The organism is Streptomyces sp. NPDC088766, from assembly GCF_044750845.1.
Classification (GTDB): Bacteria; Actinomycetota; Actinomycetes; order Streptomycetales; family Streptomycetaceae; genus Streptomyces.
In genome coordinates this window covers 207632-224603 of the sequence record NZ_JBIVKQ010000003.1, presented here as the reverse complement: position 1 = coordinate 224603, position 16972 = coordinate 207632, and the positions used below count along the sequence as shown (strand labels likewise).

The window sequence follows — 16972 nt, the reverse complement described above, 5'->3', positions numbered from 1 at the left end:
GGGAGGCGTCAGCGGCGGGTGTAGGAGTCCTTCAGGAGGGTCTTCGCCGTGCCGGACGACGGCCGGCTGACGCAGGTCGCATCCATGAGGTACGCGGTGACCCGCGTACTGTCGGCGCCGTCGGGGAGGACGACGAGGAGAGCTTCCCTCCCCTGGAACGTGCCCTTCTCGACGACCAGGGCCGCGTCTTTTCGGTCCATGCCCTTCTGGACACAGTCGGGCACCGTGGGCTGGTGGAGGACTCGGGGACTGTTGGTCTCGGGCTCGCCCTGCATACCCAGCGTCTGTGGACTGGAGGCGGGGGAGGCGGCGAGGAGATCGACGACCTGCTGCTCCAGGCCGCTCTCCGAAAAGGTGTCCGCCACAGTGGCCTGCCGGACGGGTGCCGAGGCGCCCGGTCCCTCGTCGCTGGTCAGTGACGACACCAGGACCGACCCGAGGCCCAGCGTGGTGACGGCGAAGACGGTCCCCAGGACGGCGACCCTGCGGCGCCCGCCTCGACGGCGACTCTTCCGACCGGGGCCGCTGGCAGGAGGACGAGGGTGTCCTGCGGGCCGTGACTGTACCGCCGATGTTTCACGTGAAACATGCGTAGCGGTGACGCTCGACCCGGGAACGGCAGCCCTCGCCGTGTCCGGAGGTTCCGGAGTCGTGGCGCTGATCAATGCTTCGGCGGCGAGTGCGGCATCAATGCGCTGGGCGACAGCGTCCGGCATCGGCGCCGGTCCGGGCAGCCTCCCCAGGAGGCCTCTGATCTCCTCCAGCGACGCGTGCACGTCCGCACAGAGCACGCAGGTGTCGAGATGCCGGCGCACCTCCGCGCTGCGGGAGGGAGGGAGCAACCCTTCGGTGAGCTCGGAGATCTCCGCTACGTCCGGGTGTCCGGCCGTGTCCGTCGTCGATGTCACGTTCGCCCACCTCCGCCCTTCACAGCAGGTGAATCGCCGGTTTCGGCGCCGTCCGGATCCTCGTCCCGGGGACCCGCTGCCGGTGGGACGGATGTCCCCTCCGCCCGGTTCCGTCCCCGGCTGCTTTCCTTCACCTCGACGGAACTCGCCGGTCGCAGATGGGTGAGCAGCGGCAGCAGTCTCGCTCTGCCGCGGGCGCAGCGGCTTTTCACCGTCCCCGTTGGAATGTCGAGCATGCGGGCTGCCTCGGCGACGGGGTAGCCCTGCATATCGACCAGGACGAGCGCCGCGCGCTGGTCGGGTGGCAGGGTGCCGAGGGCTTCCAGGAGCTGGCGGTGCAGGTCGTTGCGTTCGGCGGGTGCCGAGGCCGACTCGTGCGGCTCCAGCAACTGCTCCAGACGCTCGGTGTCATCGACCGGGGAGGTCTTGCGGGAGGCTGCCTTGCGGGCTCGGTCCAGACAGGCGTTCACAGTGATCCGGTGCAGCCAGGTGGTGACGGCGGACTGACCGCGAAAGGTGTGGGCGGCCCGGTAGGCGGACACGAGAGCGTCCTGAACCGCGTCGGCGGCCTCCTCCCGGTCTCCCAGAGTCCTCAGGGCTACGGCCCACAGCCGGTCGCGGTGGCGCCGCACGAGCTCACCGAAAGCGTCGGGATCGCCCTTCACATGGCGGGCGAGAAGGTCCTGATCGCTGATTTCTGCTGCCATCGGACCCTCTCCCCCCTCAGGTGAGACCTCAGCCCGTGAACTTCACATCGGTAATGGCCTGTTTGTAACCGGAGCTACTGAAACCATCGGTGGGGGCATACGGTACGGCGGTGATCCAGAGCAGCACGTACTGGGTCCTCACCGACTTCGACGCCCTCACCGTCAGCGAGGTACCGCTGGCATCGGCGGTACCGATCTCCTTCATCCCACTGATCCCCGTGGAAGGGGTGAGCGAGTCCGTGGCGTAGAGCTTCACGGTCGTGTGGTCGCCGGCGTACCGGAGTCCTATCGACGCTACGGAGACCTCCTGGGCCGATCCGAGGTCGTAGACGATGCCCACGCCGGGCTTGTAGGGAGCGAGGCTCGGGCCCTCGTCGTAGCGTTTGGTCCGCCAGTAGGTGGAGCTGTCGCCGTCATAGGTGTTGGCGACGTCCTCCGGCGCCTGAGCGTAACCGCTGGCGACGTACTCCTGCGAGCCCTGGATCTTGAGCTGCCGGATCGGCTTGGGCGCGGTGCTGTTGTTGTCGTCGCCGTCCGTGGTCTGCGTCTGGTTCGTGTCGTCGGAGTCGCCCTGGTCCATCAGGGCGTCCGCGAGCTGCCAGCTACCGAGACCGAGGGCCGCGATGAGCAGTGCGGAGACCGCCCACTTGAGCGCTTTACCGGTGCGGCTCTGCAAGGGGGCAGGCGGGGTCTGTACCGGCTGGGTGGCACCCGGGTGCGCCGAAGGACGTCCGTAGCTGCCCTGCTGGTAAGTGGTCCGCTGGTACTCCGGCGGCGCGGTGAACGCGGGCTCCGGCGGGCGGATGCGAGGCATCTCGCCGATGGCCTTGACCAGTTCCTCAGGAGTGGTGCAGGCGGACTCGTGCCGGGAGGCGGTCGCCCCGTCGTTGACGAGCGCGCGCATGGTGAGCTCCGACAGACCGCGGTGGACGCCGGCACGCACCTGGTCGGGGGCGATCAGTCCGATGTCCTTGGGCAGCCCGGACAGTCCGTAGGCGTCGTTCTCGTACGGCCAGCGCTGGGTGAGCGCCGCGTACAGCAGGGCGCCGATCGCCTCGGTGTCGGTGCGCTGGGGGGTGTCGGAACTGATGCCGCGCAGCGCCGCGTTCACAGCGAGGCCGCGGATGCGCCACTGGCCCGTGGAGGTGCGCAACACGGCGTTGGGGTTCAACCGCAGGTGTGCGAGTCCTTCGCGGTGGGCGGCCGCCATGGCAGAGGCGATCTGACTCACCATCTGGTAGGCGTCGTGCGGCTCCAGCGGCCCGGCGGCGAGAAGCGTGGTCAGTTCGGTGGCGTCGGGCAGCCACTCGTGGACCACGTAGACGAGGTCGTTCTCCTCGACGGCGTCCAGGACCTGGACGAAGCGAGGGTCGCCGAGCAGGGCGGAGGACCGGGCCGCCGCCAGGACGGAACGGGCCCGCGGGTGATCGGAGGGCAGTACGTGGACGCCGACGGCGCGGCGGAGTTTCTCGTCGACCGCACGCCAACTGCTGAAGCCGTCCAGACGGGTGACACAGTCCTCGAGCCGGTAGCGTCTGGCGAGCTTGTGGCCGCTGTGCAGTTCCGGCGCCGAGGCCTTTCCGGGACGCACGGTCCCACCACTCCCCTGTGCCTCGTCGCTGTCCGTGTCCCGCTCCCGGTTCTTGGCCACACCGTCGGCCGTGGACTGGTCCGCCTGTGCGGTCAGCGGCTCGTCGCCGCTGTTGTCTGCCACGTCGACGGCAGCCGTACTCGGTTCCGCCACCGTCGTTCCTGCCTCCCCATCCATGCGCGCCGTCCGACCCCGTGCGCGCCGTCCGACGCCGAAACCAATTGTGCCCACAGTCCGGCGCTATGCACGACACGCGGCGACGGACGATGGTTGTGCGCCTACCCCTGGCTCAGCGCCCCAGGCGTCCACGCACCATGCCGACGAGCGAGTTGAGCTCCTCGATCCGCATGCGGCGGGCGGCCACGAAGAACACCCCGAGCAGGACGGCCCCACCCGCCAGCAGCGCGGCGAAGGAGCCGAGGACGCCCTGACCGAGAGTCTGGGCGATGCCGTAGCAGGCGGCGCCGCTGAGCAGGGCGGCCGGCACGGCGGCGATGCACAGCCGTGCGTACGTCCGCAGCACGCGGGCACCGTCCAGGTCCCCGCCGAGCCGCTTGCGCAGACGGTTCCAGGCGACGCCGACACCGATGGCGTAAGCAAGGCCGTAGGAGGCGGCCATGCCGACCACGGCCCAGCGGGCAGGGAGCAGGAAGTAGCAGGCGGCGGAGGCGGCTGCGTTGACTGCCGCCACGATCACCGTGTTGTAGAAGGGGGTCCTGGTGTCCTCGTACGCGTAGAAGGCGCGCAGGACGACGTACTGCACGGAGTAGGGGATCAGGCCGAGGCCGAAGGCCATCAGCATGAAGCCCATGTTCGTGGCCTCGGTGACACCCGAGGAGCCGAAGATCAGAGTGCACATCGGGACGCCGAGTGCGATGAACCCGAAGGCGATGGGCACGATCGCGACGGCCGTGGTGCGCAGCCCCTGGGAGATGTCGTCGCGGACGGCACCCGCGTCCTGCTCGGCCGCGGAGCGCGAGATACGGGGCAACAGGGCGGCCATCAGCGACACGGTGATGATGGCCTGCGGCAGGCCCCAGATCAGCTGTGCGTTGGCGTAGGCGGCGAAACCGGTGCCCTTGACGCCCGAGTCGATGCCGGCGGCGGTGGACAGCTGGGTGACCACCAGCGCGCCCGCCTGGTTGGCCAGGACGAACAGGATCGTCCACTTGGCGAGCATGGCGGCTTTGCCGAGGCCGTGGCCCTTCCAGTCGAAGCGCAGCCGCATCCGGAAGCCGGTCTCGCGCAGGTACGGGATCATCGCCAGGGCCTGGACGACCAGGCCGAGCAGGATGCCGATACCGAGGAGACGCTGGCCCTCCGGCGGGATGTTCGTGACGCTCATGTCGGAGTCCGCCGCGGTGCCGTACACCCACAGGAACATCCCGAGCGTCACGATGATGACGACGTTGTTCAGGACCGGGGTCCACATCATCGCGCCGAACTTGCCCCGGGCGTTGAGGATCTGGCCCATCACCACATGGACGCCCATGAAGAAGATCGAGGGCAGGAAGTAGCGCGTGAAGGTGACGGCGACCTCGTTGGCCGCGGGGTTGTTCGCGACGGGGTTCGCCAACATGCGGACCAGGAGCGGCGCGGCGAACATCGCGAGGGCGGTGAGCGCCGCCAGAGCCACCATCACGAGGGTCAGGAGACGGTTGGCGTACGCCTCGCCGCCGTCGTCGTCCTCCTTCATGGCACGGACGAGCTGCGGCACGAAGACGGAGTTGAGGCCACCGCCGACGGTCAGAATGTAGATCATCGTCGGCAGCTGGTAGGCGACCTGGAACGAGTCACCGAGGAAGCCGAGACCCAGCGCGGAGACGATCATCGCCGACCGGATGAACCCGGTCAGACGCGAGACCATCGTGCCCGCGGCCATCACGGCGCTCGACTTCAGCAGCCCCGTGGCCCGCCCGCCCTTCTTCGCGGGTGGCGCGGGGGCCGCCGGGGTGGCGGTGAGGTTCATGGTCTGGTCGACACCGGACGCCGGTCCCTCGGGCCCTGGAGCATGGACGGCCGCGGGTGACCGGTACTGCGCGGTGGGACCTTGACCGCCCGGAGCGTGCGCCGGCCCCGGTACCGCGGGCGAGTCCGTCTGGGAGCGGGCGCCGCCCTGCTGCTGGTCGCGGAAGAGGTGGGCGAAGGCGTCGGGTTCGTGGCGCTCCTCACCGGAGTGCGTGACGAGGTCGTCCACACCGACGAACTGGGTCGTGCGCGGGTCGTCGCCGTACGGCAGGTACTGCGTCGGGCCCTCCGGCTCGGGCGCCGGGGTCTGGGCCCAGACGCGGGGGTCGGGCGCGTAGGGGGACGGCTGCGGCTGCCCGTAGAGCGGTTGCTGGGGAGAATGGGCGCCGGGCGGCGGCGGGGGGTGCGCGGCACGGTCGTAGAGCGCCTCGGCGACCGGATCCTGCGCGGCGAGGTCCTGGGACCGGTAGGGGTCCTGGTCGTAGGCGTCCTGGAGGTACATGTCCGCGGGGTGCTGCGGCGGCACCTGGCCCTGGTCGGGCGGCGGGCCCTCGGGGTAGCCCGAGCTGCCCGCGGCCTGGCCGCGGTCACCGTCGTACGGCGCGTTCATGGTTACCCCACCTCATCGTTCCGGGCCGTCCGGCCACGACATCCTCAACGGTCCACTCTCTCACCCGTCCCGGAAGGGTCGGTGCTTTCCGCTGCGGTGTCCGGCGTCCCGTCACTCGGCTGCACCGGGCGGTCCGTCCCGGACGGGGCGCCCGACTCGTCGTCGGGACGGCTCTCGGATTCCTGCGCGGTCTCGGCGGCGTCGACCACCGGGTCCGTTCCGTCGGCGGCGTGGTCCTCGGCCCCCCGGGCCGCGGCGCGCTTGCGCTGGGTGTACATCCGGAAACCGGCCAGCACCAGCAGCAGGACACCGCCGCCGATGACGAGCATCACGGTGGCCGTGATCTCGGTGACCTTCACGTCGAAGGTGACCGGTGCGCCGTACGCCCTGCCGTCCTCGGTGTACAGCTGGGCGACGACCGCCGCCTGGCCGTTGGCGTTGGCGGAGGTGGTGAACTTCACCGTCGTGCTGTGTCCGCCGGAGACCGCGATGGGCCGCTCGGCGTAGGCCTTGCCGTCGATCTCGAGACGGGTCGGATTGGTCGAGGTGAGCCGCAGCACCAGGCGGCCGACGCCCTGTACGAGGTTGTTCTGCACGGTCACCGGGATCGTGGCGCTGCGCCCGGAGAGCTTCAGCTCCGACTTCTCGATCAGCTTGACCTGGCCGGCGAGCGTGGTGAGGTAGGCCTGGACGCCTTGGCGGAAGCTGCTCGCCGCAGCGGTCCGGCCCCGCCAGGACGTGGACATCTCACGGTTGACGGCCCGCCCGAAGGGAGTCACCACCCGGGACTCGTCGGTCAGGATCACCTTGAAGTTGTCGAGCCGGTCCTGCGTGGTGGCGATGTCGACGAAGGCCGACCGCGGCAGCTCCCGCTTGGCGAGCGAGGCGGGGTACGCCGACCGGGACGGCACCTTCGTCGTGGCGCCCGGGTCGGGCTTGGCGGTGGCGGCTGCCGTGAGCTGCTGCGCCTGCGACCAGGTCCCGCCCTGCAGGGCGGTGACCGCTTGCGCCATCGCCTGGGCCTGGGCCGCGGTCGGCATGCGCTGAGGAGCCACGACGATGCTGCGCTGTCTGTCCGACTGGAGGTTCAGCGCCAGGCTCTGCGCCAGGAACTCCTGCACGGCGAGCGTCGATGCGGAAGCCGTCGTCAGGTCGCTCTGGAACGCCTGCGACAGCCGGGCGTCCGCCACCACCGCGGTGGTGCCGCCGCCGATGGGGCGGGCCGCGGAGGGCGTGTACGGCAGGCCGCCGCTCTCCGCCAGGCTGTCGCTGCGCACTATCACCTTGTCGGCGCCCGCGGAGGTGGCGACCTTGACGATCGACGGGTCCACGGCGCCTTCGACCGGCCAGGCGAAGTCGGTGCTGGGGGTCACGTGGAGGATGGTCTCCACGGTGTCTGCGGCGACGTCCGTGGCTGCCTTGAGCTGGCTCAGGGAGCCGGTCACGCTGGTGCCGCTGTGCGCGAGGGAGGCCAGGTCGGGGTCGGCGTAGGGCAGGGCGACGACCTGCTTGCCCCGTACGGCCTCCTGCAGGGCGGCGAGCCACCGACTGGCGACGGCCTGGTGCTTGCCGGCCGTGGTGGTGTCGCCGGCGAGGATGTCGTACCGCTCGGTCATGGCGTCGACGGAGGCCAGTAGGTCCGGGTCGATCACCCAGGTGACATCGAGGGTCCTGCCCAGGCTCAGGAGCTGGTCTAGGCGGCCGCCGGGCGAGATCTCCGCGGCGAGGTCGTCGTTGAGGAAGACCGGCGTCTGCTGTTCGTCGGACCCGGTCTCGGCTGTCATGCGTACGTTGGAGACCAGCGGCCACAGCACCGTCGTACGGGTCCTGGTGTCGGCCTGGTCGGGCTGCCACGGCAGGAACGTCCGCTGGATGCCGAGCATCTGCTCCCACGGCTTCGCGGGAGTCTCACCCGAGAGGGAGACGCCCAGGGGATACACGCCGTCCGCCCCGAGATCGAGCTCGTCCACCGGTACGGAGATGCTGAACTGCTGGGCGACCCCGGGAGCGAGCTTGGCGAACTTGGCGACGTACTTCTCGCCCACCTCGGATCCGGTGGCGTTCGACAGGTCGTCGGGCCGCTTGGCGGTGCTGTCGATCGCCGAGCGGGTCGTCAGAGCGGACCCCAGGCGCAGGTCGACGTGAGCGTCCGTGACGGTCTGCTTGCCCTTGTTGGTCACCGTGCCGGACACAGTCAGCGTGTCTCCCTCGGTGGGAGCGCTGGGGGCGAGCGAGTCGACGGCGACGGCGACCGTGCCGGTGTCGGAGGCCGCCTTGGCTGAGGTCTGTTCGGCGGCCGACGCGGAGGACACGGGCAGCTGGAGCAGGCCGGCCAGCAGAGGCGCCCCCGCGAGCAGTGCTCCGGTGCGCCGCAGCCACCGGCGGGCAGGTGAGGGAGTCATCCCCGGGAAGTCTGCCGCCTCGGCCACGCGCTCGTCCGTCCCTCGTCGTCGTCAGTGGTCGTCGGTATGTGCGTCCACGCATGGTAACGATGCCCGCTGAGGGTAAGTGCCGCGGTCTGCTCCACAAGATCAGGTGCGACCTGCAGTGCATCCTCTATGTGGATGTATAAGAAGGACTAGTCGCGTATGTCGTGAAGGCTGGTGGTTGTGCGGTTTTGAGTGAGGTTGCTGTGCCCTTTATCGGGGCGCCCGCGCCGTGCCGGGCCACGTACCCTCTTCTGTTGTGCCGAACGCCAACGAAGACAATCTCAGTGTCCTGAGTCAGGTGCAGCACCGCGCGGTGAGTGAACTGCTGCGGGTGGCTCCTGTCGCCGACGACCTCGCCCGCCGTTTCCAGGAGGCCGGGTTCTCACTCGCCCTGGTCGGCGGTTCGGTCCGGGACGCGTTGCTCGGCCGACTCGGCAACGACCTCGACTTCACGACGGACGCTCGCCCCGAGGACGTGCTGAAGATCGTCCGGCCCTGGGCGGACGCCGTATGGGAGGTCGGGATCGCGTTCGGCACGGTGGGAGCGCAGAAGGACGCCCGCGTCGGAGGTGTTGATCGAAGCTTCCAGATCGAGGTGACCACCTACCGCTCGGAGGCCTACGACCGGACGTCCCGCAAGCCCGAGGTGTCGTACGGCGACTCCATCGAGCAGGATTTGGTGCGGCGGGACTTCACGGTGAACGCGATGGCCGTGGCACTCCCGGAGAAGGAGTTCATCGACCCGCACGGCGGCCTCCATGATCTGGCCGCGCGGGCGCTGCGCACCCCGGGGACGCCGGAGGAGTCCTTCTCGGACGACCCGTTGCGGATGATGCGTGCCGCCCGCTTCGCCGCCCAGCTCGACTTCGAGGTGGCCCCGGAGGTCATCACGGCGATGACCGAGATGGCCGGCCGGCTCGAGATCGTCTCGGCCGAGCGCGTACGGGACGAGCTGAACAAGCTGATCCTTTCCGCGCATCCCCGTAAGGGCCTGACGCTGCTGGTCGACACCGGGCTCGCCGAGTACGTGCTGCCGGAGTTGCCCGCCCTGCGACTGGAGAGCGACGAGCATCACCGGCACAAGGACGTCTACGAGCACACGCTGATCGTCCTGGAGCAGGCGATCGCACTGGAGAAGGACGGCCCCGACCTCACCCTCCGCCTGGCCGCGCTGTTGCACGACATCGGCAAGCCGCGAACCCGTCGGTTCGAGAAGGACGGCAGGGTCTCCTTCCACCACCACGAGGTGGTCGGCGCGAAGATGACCAAGAAGCGCATGACCGCGCTGAAGTACTCCAACGAACTGGTGAAGGACGTCTCACGCCTGGTCGAACTCCACCTTCGCTTCCATGGCTACGGCACCGGTGAATGGACGGACTCCGCCGTCCGCCGGTATGTACGGGACGCCGGACCGCTCCTCGGTCGTCTGCACAAGCTGACCCGCTCGGACTGCACGACGCGCAACAAGCGCAGGGCAGCCGCGCTCTCGCGTGCGTACGACGGGTTGGAGGAGCGCATCGACGAGCTGAAGGAACAGGAAGAGCTGGACGCGATCCGTCCGGACCTCGACGGCAACCAGATCATGGAGATCCTGGGTGTCGGTCCCGGTCCCGCCGTGGGCAAGGCCTACAAGCACCTGCTTGAACTCCGGCTGGAGAACGGCCCGATGGAGTACGACGCGGCGGTGGCGGCGCTTCAGGAGTGGTGGGCCAAGGAGGCCTGAGGCGTGCACAGCAGGGGCATGTTTCACGTGAAACATGCCCCGCCCGGATATGCCGAGGGGCGGTGTTTCACGTGAAACACCGCCCCTTCCCTGCGACTGCTTACTTCGAGTAGTCCTTCAAGCAGAGCAGGAAGTTGCTGCCGTCACCGGTCTCGGTGTACGAGTACTGGAAGTCCTTTGCCTTCTCCGCACACTTGGTCTCCGCGTTGAGCTGGGAGAAGTCACCTTCGATCTTGGCCAGTACCACGTACTGGGCCTTCGACGAGCTGCACTCGACGACCTCGAGGTCGGGGTCGTTGTCGTTGGTGCTGCCACGGTGCATGCAGTCGCCGACCGCCGCGGTGTTGGCGTCGTCCCGGCTCGATATGAAGACGCCGATACCCACGCCGATGACGGCCAGGACGACCACGATGTTCTTGATCAGCTTGAAGCTGACCTTGCGGCTGGGCGGTGCCGGGGGGACCGCGCCGTAGGGGGCGGTGGGCTGCTGCGGGAAGCCGGGCTGCGGCGGGTACGGAGCCTGGCCCTGCGGCTGGCCGTAGGGCTGCTGGCCCGGCTGTGCGAACGGATTCTGGCCCTGGGGCGGCGGAGTCGTCACTGGGGGTCCCCCTAGAGAACATAGGTGTGCGACGCGCGTGAGACGCGAGATAAGACGCACGTAAATTACCGGCCACCACTGACAACGCTGTAGCCCAGGAGAGGTCTGTGGCATTGATGTGACACTTACTGGCGTTCAAATCTGGCCATAGCAGCAGAAACAGCCCCGTAGATAACGGCGACCGTGACCACCAGGGCCGTGGAGCGCCCGTCCGGCGGCAGCATCACGGCGGCCACTCCGGCGGCGCCGACGAAGGCGACGTTGAACAGCACGTCGTAGAGGGAGAAGACGCGGCCGCGGAAGCCGTCCTCAACGGAGAACTGGACGATGGTGTCGGTGGCGATCTTCGCGCCCTGGGTGACGAGTCCCAGGACGAAGGCCGCGACGAACGCGGTGGCTTCGGCGAACGGAAGCATCAGCGCGAGTTCCAGCACGGCGGCCACGGCCGAGCAGACGACGATCCAGCGACCCGGTCCCAGACGCCCGGTGGCGGACGGGGTCACCACGGCCGCCACGAAGAAGCCCACGCCCGCGATGCCCACCGCCAGCCCCAGCAGGGCCAGCCCCTCCTCCGGGTCGGAGGACCAGGCGTACCGGCAGAGCATCAGCGTCATGACGGTCAGGGCGCCGTAGCAGAACCGCATCAGTGTGATCGCGCCGAGTGCCCAGGCGGCCTGTCGGCGACCTGGCTCGGCGAGGTGGCGCAGGCCGGCCACCAGGCCGCGGGCCGTTCCGCGGAGGGTGGTCATGAGACGGGGCGGGATCAGGTCCGGTTCGGGGCCGAGCAGATCCACCGCCAGGCGCAGGGACACCAGGGCGGCGCACAGGTACAGCGCCGAACCCAGCAGGACGACGGCGGCGTCGGAGTCGGCGGCCAGCAGCCGGAACATGAAGGCGAGCCCGCCCCCTGCGGTTGCGGCGAGTGTGCCTGCCGTCGGTGAGAGGGAGTTGGCGATGACCAGGCGCTCGGCGTCGACCACGCGCGGCAGCGCCGCCGACAGACCGGCGAGGACGAAGCGGTTGACCGCGGTGACGCAGAGAGCGGAGGCATAGAAGAGCCAGTCGGGAACACCGCTGACGATCAGGGCGGCCGTGACCGAGGCCAGCAGTGCCCGCAGGAGGTTGCCGTAGAGGAACACCTGGCGGCGGCGCCAGCGGTCCAGCAGGACGCCGGCGAAGGGGCCGACCAGGGAGTACGGGAGGAGCAGCACCGCCATCGCGGAGGCGATCGCGGTGGCCGAGGTCTGTTTCTCCGGGGAGAAGACGACGTAGGCCGCGAGCGCGACCTGGTAGACGCCGTCGGCGCACTGGGAGAGGAGTCGTACGGCGAGCAGGCGCCGGAAGTTGCCGAAGCGCAGCAGGACGCGCAGATCGCGGACGACGGCCATGGGGGACAGCCTCACATACGGCGAAGCCCCCGGATCACACGACCCGGGGGCCCTCGTCAGCCCTGGCAGGAGCGAATTTCAGCGCTGCCGGACGCAGCGCGGTGTGCCGAGCCGGCGCGCGACCCTCGGTCGCGTCTGTGCGCCGTGCTCGGTCGAATCAGCGCTCGACTTCGCCGCGGATGAACTTCTCGACGTTCTCGTAGGCCTCGTCGTCGAAGTACTGGACCGGCGGGGACTTCATGAAGTAGCTCGACGCCGACAGGATCGGGCCGCCGATGCCGCGGTCCTTGGCGATCTTCGCGGCGCGCAGGGCGTCGATGATGACACCCGCGGAGTTCGGGGAGTCCCAGACCTCGAGCTTGTACTCCAGGTTCAGCGGGACGTCACCGAAGGCGCGGCCCTCGAGACGGACGTACGCCCACTTGCGGTCGTCGAGCCAGGCCACGTAGTCCGAGGGACCGATGTGGACGTTCTTCTCGCCCATGTCGCGGTCGGGGATCTGCGAGGTGACGGCCTGCGTCTTCGAGATCTTCTTGGACTCGAGGCGGTCGCGCTCCAGCATGTTCTTGAAGTCCATGTTGCCGCCGACGTTGAGCTGCATGGTGCGCTCGAGCCGGACACCACGGTCCTCGAACAGCTTCGCCATCACACGGTGCGTGATGGTGGCACCGACCTGGGACTTGATGTCGTCACCGACGATCGGCACGCCGGCCTCGGTGAACTTGTCCGCCCACTCCTTGGTGCCGGCGATGAAGACCGGGAGGGCGTTGACGAAGGCGACCTTGGCGTCGATGGCGCACTGGGCGTAGAACTTCGCCGCGTCCTCGGAGCCGACGGGCAGGTAGCAGACGAGGACGTCGACCTGCTTGTCCTTCAGGACCTGGACGACGTCCACCGGCTCCTCGGCGGACTCCTCGATGGTCTGGCGGTAGTACTTGCCGAGACCGTCGAGGGTGTGGCCGCGCTGGACCGTGATGCCCTTGTTCGGCACGTCGCAGATCTTGATGGTGTTGTTCTCGCTGGCACCGATGGCGTCCGAGAGGTCGAGGCCGACCTTCTTCGCGTCGACGTCGAAGGCGGCGACGAACTCGACGTCACCGACGTGGTAGTCCCCGAACTGCACGTGCATCAGGCCCGGGACCTTGGACGCCGGGTCGGCGTCCTTGTAGTACTCGACGCCCTGCACCAGCGACGCCGCGCAGTTGCCCACGCCGACGATGGCTACGCGAACCGAACCCATTCCGGTTGCTCCCTGTGTGTACGAGTGAGGCCCTGAGTGGGCGCTCACGTGGCGGTTTCGCCGGGCGTATCCGTCCCGGGAGTGTCCCCGGGACGGGGCAGGCCGCCCGTCGATCCAGATGTGGTGTTCTGCTGAGCGGATCCTCCGGGACCGGACCCCTTCAGGTCCCGTCCGGCCCGCTCGCTCTCGATGAGCTCGTTCAGCCAGCGCACTTCGCGCTCCACGGACTCCATTCCGTGGCGCTGGAGCTCAAGCGTGTAGTCGTCGAGGCGCTCCCTGGTGCGCGCTAGTGAGGCGCGCATCTTCTCGAGGCGCTCCTCCAGGCGGCTGCGACGGCCCTCCAGGACGCGCATGCGCACATCGCGGGAGGTCTGGCCGAAGAAGGCGAAGCGAGCGGCGAAGGTCTCGTCCTCGTACGCGTCCGGGCCCGTCTGGGAGAGAAGTTCCTCGAAGTGCTCCTTACCTTCTGCCGTCAGCCGGTAGACGATCTTGGCGCGGCGTCCGGTGAGCGGAGCGGTCGGGGCGTCCTCCGGGCTGTTTCCCGCTTCTTCGATCAACCAGCCGTTGGCGACGAGCGTCTTGAGGCAGGGGTAGAGGGTCCCGTAGCTGAAGGCACGGAACACGCCCAGTGAGGTATTGAGTCGTTTGCGCAGCTCGTAGCCGTGCATCGGGGACTCGCGGAGCAGGCCGAGGACGGCGAACTCGAGGATTCCGGAACGCCGGCTCATCGTCGCCTCCTCTCTCTCGCGACCCGTGGTGACGGGCCCGCTGACGGCCTTATGCCGTGCTGATGTATCGACTCGATACATCAGCACGATAGAACGGCCCTGTGGCTGGGACAAGGGGAGCGATAGTGAACGGGATCACATCACGGATTCATTGCGGGCAAGTTGCCTGATTTGAGATGAACTTCGGGGCTGGACGGGTTTTGAGGGTGCGTAGTCTGTGCGCCATGCAAACCACCGGGACTCGCGAGACGCCGGGGGGCGTCGAGTTCCCCGGTGCAGTACGGGTGAATGCGCCAGCGACCCCATCCGTACTTCGGGGGGACAGGAAACCAGCCGCCGTTTCCAGGCGCGCACGGATGCGCCTGCCCGAGGAGTAGTCGTTCGATGAGCGAGCACCGTCGCAAACCGCCGCAGCCGCAGGAAGGCGGACGTGCCGCGGCCCGACGCGGCCAGTCCGGCTCGTCCTCCGGCCGCCGTGCGGCACCGCGAGGCGCCACCGGGTCTCTTTCCGACTCGTACGGGTCGGGCTTCCACGGGCCGGGAGGCGAGGACCCGTCGTCCGGTGGCCGCGCCGACGTCCGGCGCGCGGCACAGAGGAGCACGGGTGGCCGGCGCAGAGCCGCCGAGCCGGCAGGAGGCCGCCGAGGCGGACCGTCCGGCCCTCCGGGCCGGGGCCGGGGTCGTCCGGCACCTGCCAAGAAACGCCTGGTCGACTATCCGCGCGCCGGCAAGTACGGCTGGCAGCGCTGGGTGCCGTCCTGGAAGCTCGTCACCGGTCTGTTCGTCGGCTTCATGGGCAGCCTGGTCGCGGTGGCGGGCGTCGGGTACGCCATGGTCGCCGTCCCGGAGGTCGACAAGACCGCCACGGCGCAGAACAACGTCTACTACTGGAGCGACGGCAGCCAGATGGTTGCCACCGGTGGTGAGACGAACCGCCAGATCATCGATCTCTCGCAGATTCCCGAGGCCATGCGCTGGGCGGTGATCTCGCAGGAGAACAAGACGTTCTACGACGACAGCGGCATCGACCCCAAGGGCATCGCGCGCGCGGTGTTCAACATGGCGCGGGGCGGACAGACGCAGGGCGGCTCGACCATCACCCAGCAGTACGTCAAGAACGCCATGCTGAACGACCAGTCCCAGACGATCTCCCGGAAGTTCAAGGAGATCTTCGTGTCGATAAAGGTCGGGGCGGAGGAGGACAAGGACGACATCATCGAGGGCTACCTGAACTCGGCGTACTACGGGCGCAACGCCTACGGCATCCAGGCCGCCGCCCGCGCGTACTTCGACAAGGACGCCATCGAACTCAACGAGGGCGAGTGCGCCTTCCTCGCCGCCACGCTGAAGGGTGCCACCTACTACGACCCCGCCGGCGCCACCTCCATCGACGCGGCCGCGACGCCGGAGGCCAACCGCAAGCGTGCTCTGGCCCAGATGCAGGACACCCTCGACAAGATGGTCGAGTACGAGCACCTGGATCCCGCCAAGCGGGCCACGTTCACCACCCTGCCCAAGCTGGAGAATCCGCGGTCCAACACCCAGCTGAGCGGTCAGACCGGCTACCTCGTCGACCTTGCCAACGGCTACGTGATCACCCACAGCAAGGAAACGGGGATCACGCAGGACAAGCTGCAGCAGGGTGGCTACTCGATCTACACGACCTTCGACAAGAACAAGGTCAAGCAACTGGAAAAGGCTGTCTCGGCGGTCCAGAAGGCCAACATCAAGCCGAAGGAACGCCCCGATACGGACACCCACGTCCAGTTCGGCGGAGCATCCGTCAACCCGGCCACCGGCGCCATCGAGGCGATCTACGGCGGTGAGGACGCGACCAAGCACTTCACCAACAACGCCGACCAGACTGGTGCCCAGGTGGGCTCCACGTTCAAGCCGTTCGTCCTTGCGGCGGCGATGAGCTGGGGCGTCCGCGACAAGGACCTCGGATCGTCGCAGGCCCAGGACGAGCGCACCATCGTCTCACCGAAGAGCCTGTTCAGCGGCAAGAACAAGCTCAAGATCAAGAACTACGACGGGACGATCTGGAAGAACGAGAAGGGCGAGGAGTGGCTGCAGACCAACGACGGCCAGGCGTCCTACGGCAGCCCGCCCAACTTCAAGATCGACCTGCGGGAGGCGATGCGCGAGTCGGTGAACTCCGCCTTCGTCCAGCTGGGCATGGACGTCGGCCTGGACAAGGTGAAGCAGGCTGCTAGGGACGCCGGTATCAAGGAGAGCAGCCTCACCGGCGCCGACTTCCCGTCGTTCTCGATCGGTATCTCCGACCCGAGCGCGATCCGGATGGCCGGCTCCTACGCCACCTTCGCGGCCAGCGGCAAGCAGCGTGACCCCTACTCGGTCCAGAAGGTCACGAGCCAGGACGGCGTGATCTACACGCACAAGACCGAGACGAAGGAAGGGTTCACCTCGAAGGTCGCGGACAACGTCACGGACATTCTGAAGACCGTGGTGGAGAAGGGAACGGGTACTGCCGCGCAGCTGCCCGGTCGTGACGTGGCAGGCAAGACCGGTACCACCGACGGCAACAAGTCGGCCTGGTTCGTCGGCTACACGCCGCAGCTGTCGACCGCGATCACCATGTTCCGGTACGACGACGACGAGACCAAGAAGAACCGCACGTTTCTGGAGATGTTCGGAACCGGTGGTCAGAAGAAGATCCACGGCGCTTCGTTCCCGGCGGAGATCTGGCACGACTACATGGCCGAGGCCATGAAGAACCTGCCGAAGAAGAGCTTCCCGGAACCCGAGCCCATCGGTGAGGTCCTCAACGAGGACCCGATCCCGTCGCCCACTCCGTCGGTCACGGAGAGCGAGGAGGCGAGCCCTTCGCCGTCTCCGACCCCCACGGAGACGGAACCTGAACCGTCGCCCTCCCCGAGCGATACCTGCAACAGCTTCTTCGGTTGCGACAACAACTCGGGCGGCGGGAACGGCGGGAACAGCGCCGACGGCGGCACCGGCACCGGCACGACGAGTCCCTCCCCCTCACCCAGCGACACCGGGGACGCCACCAAAGGCAACGGCAACGGCGGCTTCTTCGGAGGAGCGAGCGGTTAGTCGG

Annotated in this window: 11 protein-coding genes; 2 read left to right on the top strand and 9 right to left on the bottom strand. The window is 68.4% G+C overall.

The window, feature by feature from the left end:
• Nucleotides 1–8 precede the first annotated feature (8 nt).
• From ACIP5W_RS06285 to ACIP5W_RS06265, 5 genes are all read right to left on the bottom strand, one after another.
• Nucleotides 9–425 carry a hypothetical protein gene (locus ACIP5W_RS06285; protein ID WP_401467488.1) on the bottom strand — a complete coding sequence of 139 codons (417 nt, stop codon included), beginning with the start codon at nucleotides 423–425 and terminating at the stop codon, nucleotides 9–11.
• A 479-nt stretch (nucleotides 426–904) separates the two neighbouring features.
• The gene (sigM, locus tag ACIP5W_RS06280; RefSeq protein ID WP_401467485.1) at nucleotides 905–1615 is read right to left on the bottom strand and encodes an RNA polymerase sigma factor SigM; all 711 of its coding nucleotides are present in this window, start codon (nucleotides 1613–1615) and stop codon (nucleotides 905–907) included.
• A gap of 28 nt (nucleotides 1616–1643) precedes the next feature.
• Nucleotides 1644–3359 carry a serine/threonine protein kinase gene (locus tag ACIP5W_RS06275; protein ID WP_401467482.1) on the bottom strand — a complete coding sequence of 572 codons (1716 nt, stop codon included), beginning with the start codon at nucleotides 3357–3359 and terminating at the stop codon, nucleotides 1644–1646.
• A gap of 136 nt (nucleotides 3360–3495) precedes the next feature.
• Nucleotides 3496–5784: a murein biosynthesis integral membrane protein MurJ gene (murJ, locus tag ACIP5W_RS06270; RefSeq protein ID WP_401467479.1), complete on the bottom strand. Its 2289-nt coding sequence runs from the start codon at nucleotides 5782–5784 to the stop codon at nucleotides 3496–3498.
• 44 nt (nucleotides 5785–5828) lie between these two features.
• Nucleotides 5829–8213, bottom strand: a complete 2385-nt coding sequence (locus ACIP5W_RS06265) for a DUF6049 family protein (RefSeq protein ID WP_401467476.1) — start codon at nucleotides 8211–8213, stop codon at nucleotides 5829–5831.
• A gap of 256 nt (nucleotides 8214–8469) precedes the next feature.
• On the opposite strand from ACIP5W_RS06265, the gene ACIP5W_RS06260 reads away from it, so the two are divergent.
• On the top strand, nucleotides 8470–9936 hold the full coding sequence (locus ACIP5W_RS06260) for a CCA tRNA nucleotidyltransferase (protein WP_401467473.1): 1467 nt from the start codon (nucleotides 8470–8472) through the stop codon (nucleotides 9934–9936).
• 100 nt (nucleotides 9937–10036) lie between these two features.
• On the opposite strand, the gene ACIP5W_RS06255 is transcribed toward ACIP5W_RS06260, so the two are convergent.
• The 4 genes from ACIP5W_RS06255 to ACIP5W_RS06240 all read right to left on the bottom strand — a co-directional run bounded on the left by ACIP5W_RS06255 (nucleotide 10037) and on the right by ACIP5W_RS06240 (nucleotide 13890).
• Nucleotides 10037–10534 carry a hypothetical protein gene (locus ACIP5W_RS06255; RefSeq protein WP_401467470.1) on the bottom strand — a complete coding sequence of 166 codons (498 nt, stop codon included), beginning with the start codon at nucleotides 10532–10534 and terminating at the stop codon, nucleotides 10037–10039.
• Between the two features lie 125 nt (nucleotides 10535–10659).
• Entirely contained in the window at nucleotides 10660–11922 is a 1263-nt protein-coding gene (locus ACIP5W_RS06250) for an MFS transporter (RefSeq protein ID WP_401467467.1), read from the bottom strand.
• A gap of 157 nt (nucleotides 11923–12079) precedes the next feature.
• Nucleotides 12080–13162 (bottom strand): inositol-3-phosphate synthase, encoded by a 1083-nt coding sequence (locus ACIP5W_RS06245; protein ID WP_363092315.1) that lies wholly within the window; start codon nucleotides 13160–13162, stop codon nucleotides 12080–12082.
• 44 nt (nucleotides 13163–13206) lie between these two features.
• Nucleotides 13207–13890 carry a helix-turn-helix transcriptional regulator gene (locus ACIP5W_RS06240; RefSeq protein ID WP_401467464.1) on the bottom strand — a complete coding sequence of 228 codons (684 nt, stop codon included), beginning with the start codon at nucleotides 13888–13890 and terminating at the stop codon, nucleotides 13207–13209.
• 384 nt (nucleotides 13891–14274) lie between these two features.
• On the opposite strand from ACIP5W_RS06240, the gene ACIP5W_RS06235 reads away from it, so the two are divergent.
• The gene (locus ACIP5W_RS06235; RefSeq protein WP_401467461.1) at nucleotides 14275–16968 is read left to right on the top strand and encodes a transglycosylase domain-containing protein; all 2694 of its coding nucleotides are present in this window, start codon (nucleotides 14275–14277) and stop codon (nucleotides 16966–16968) included.
• Nucleotides 16969–16972 lie beyond the last annotated feature (4 nt).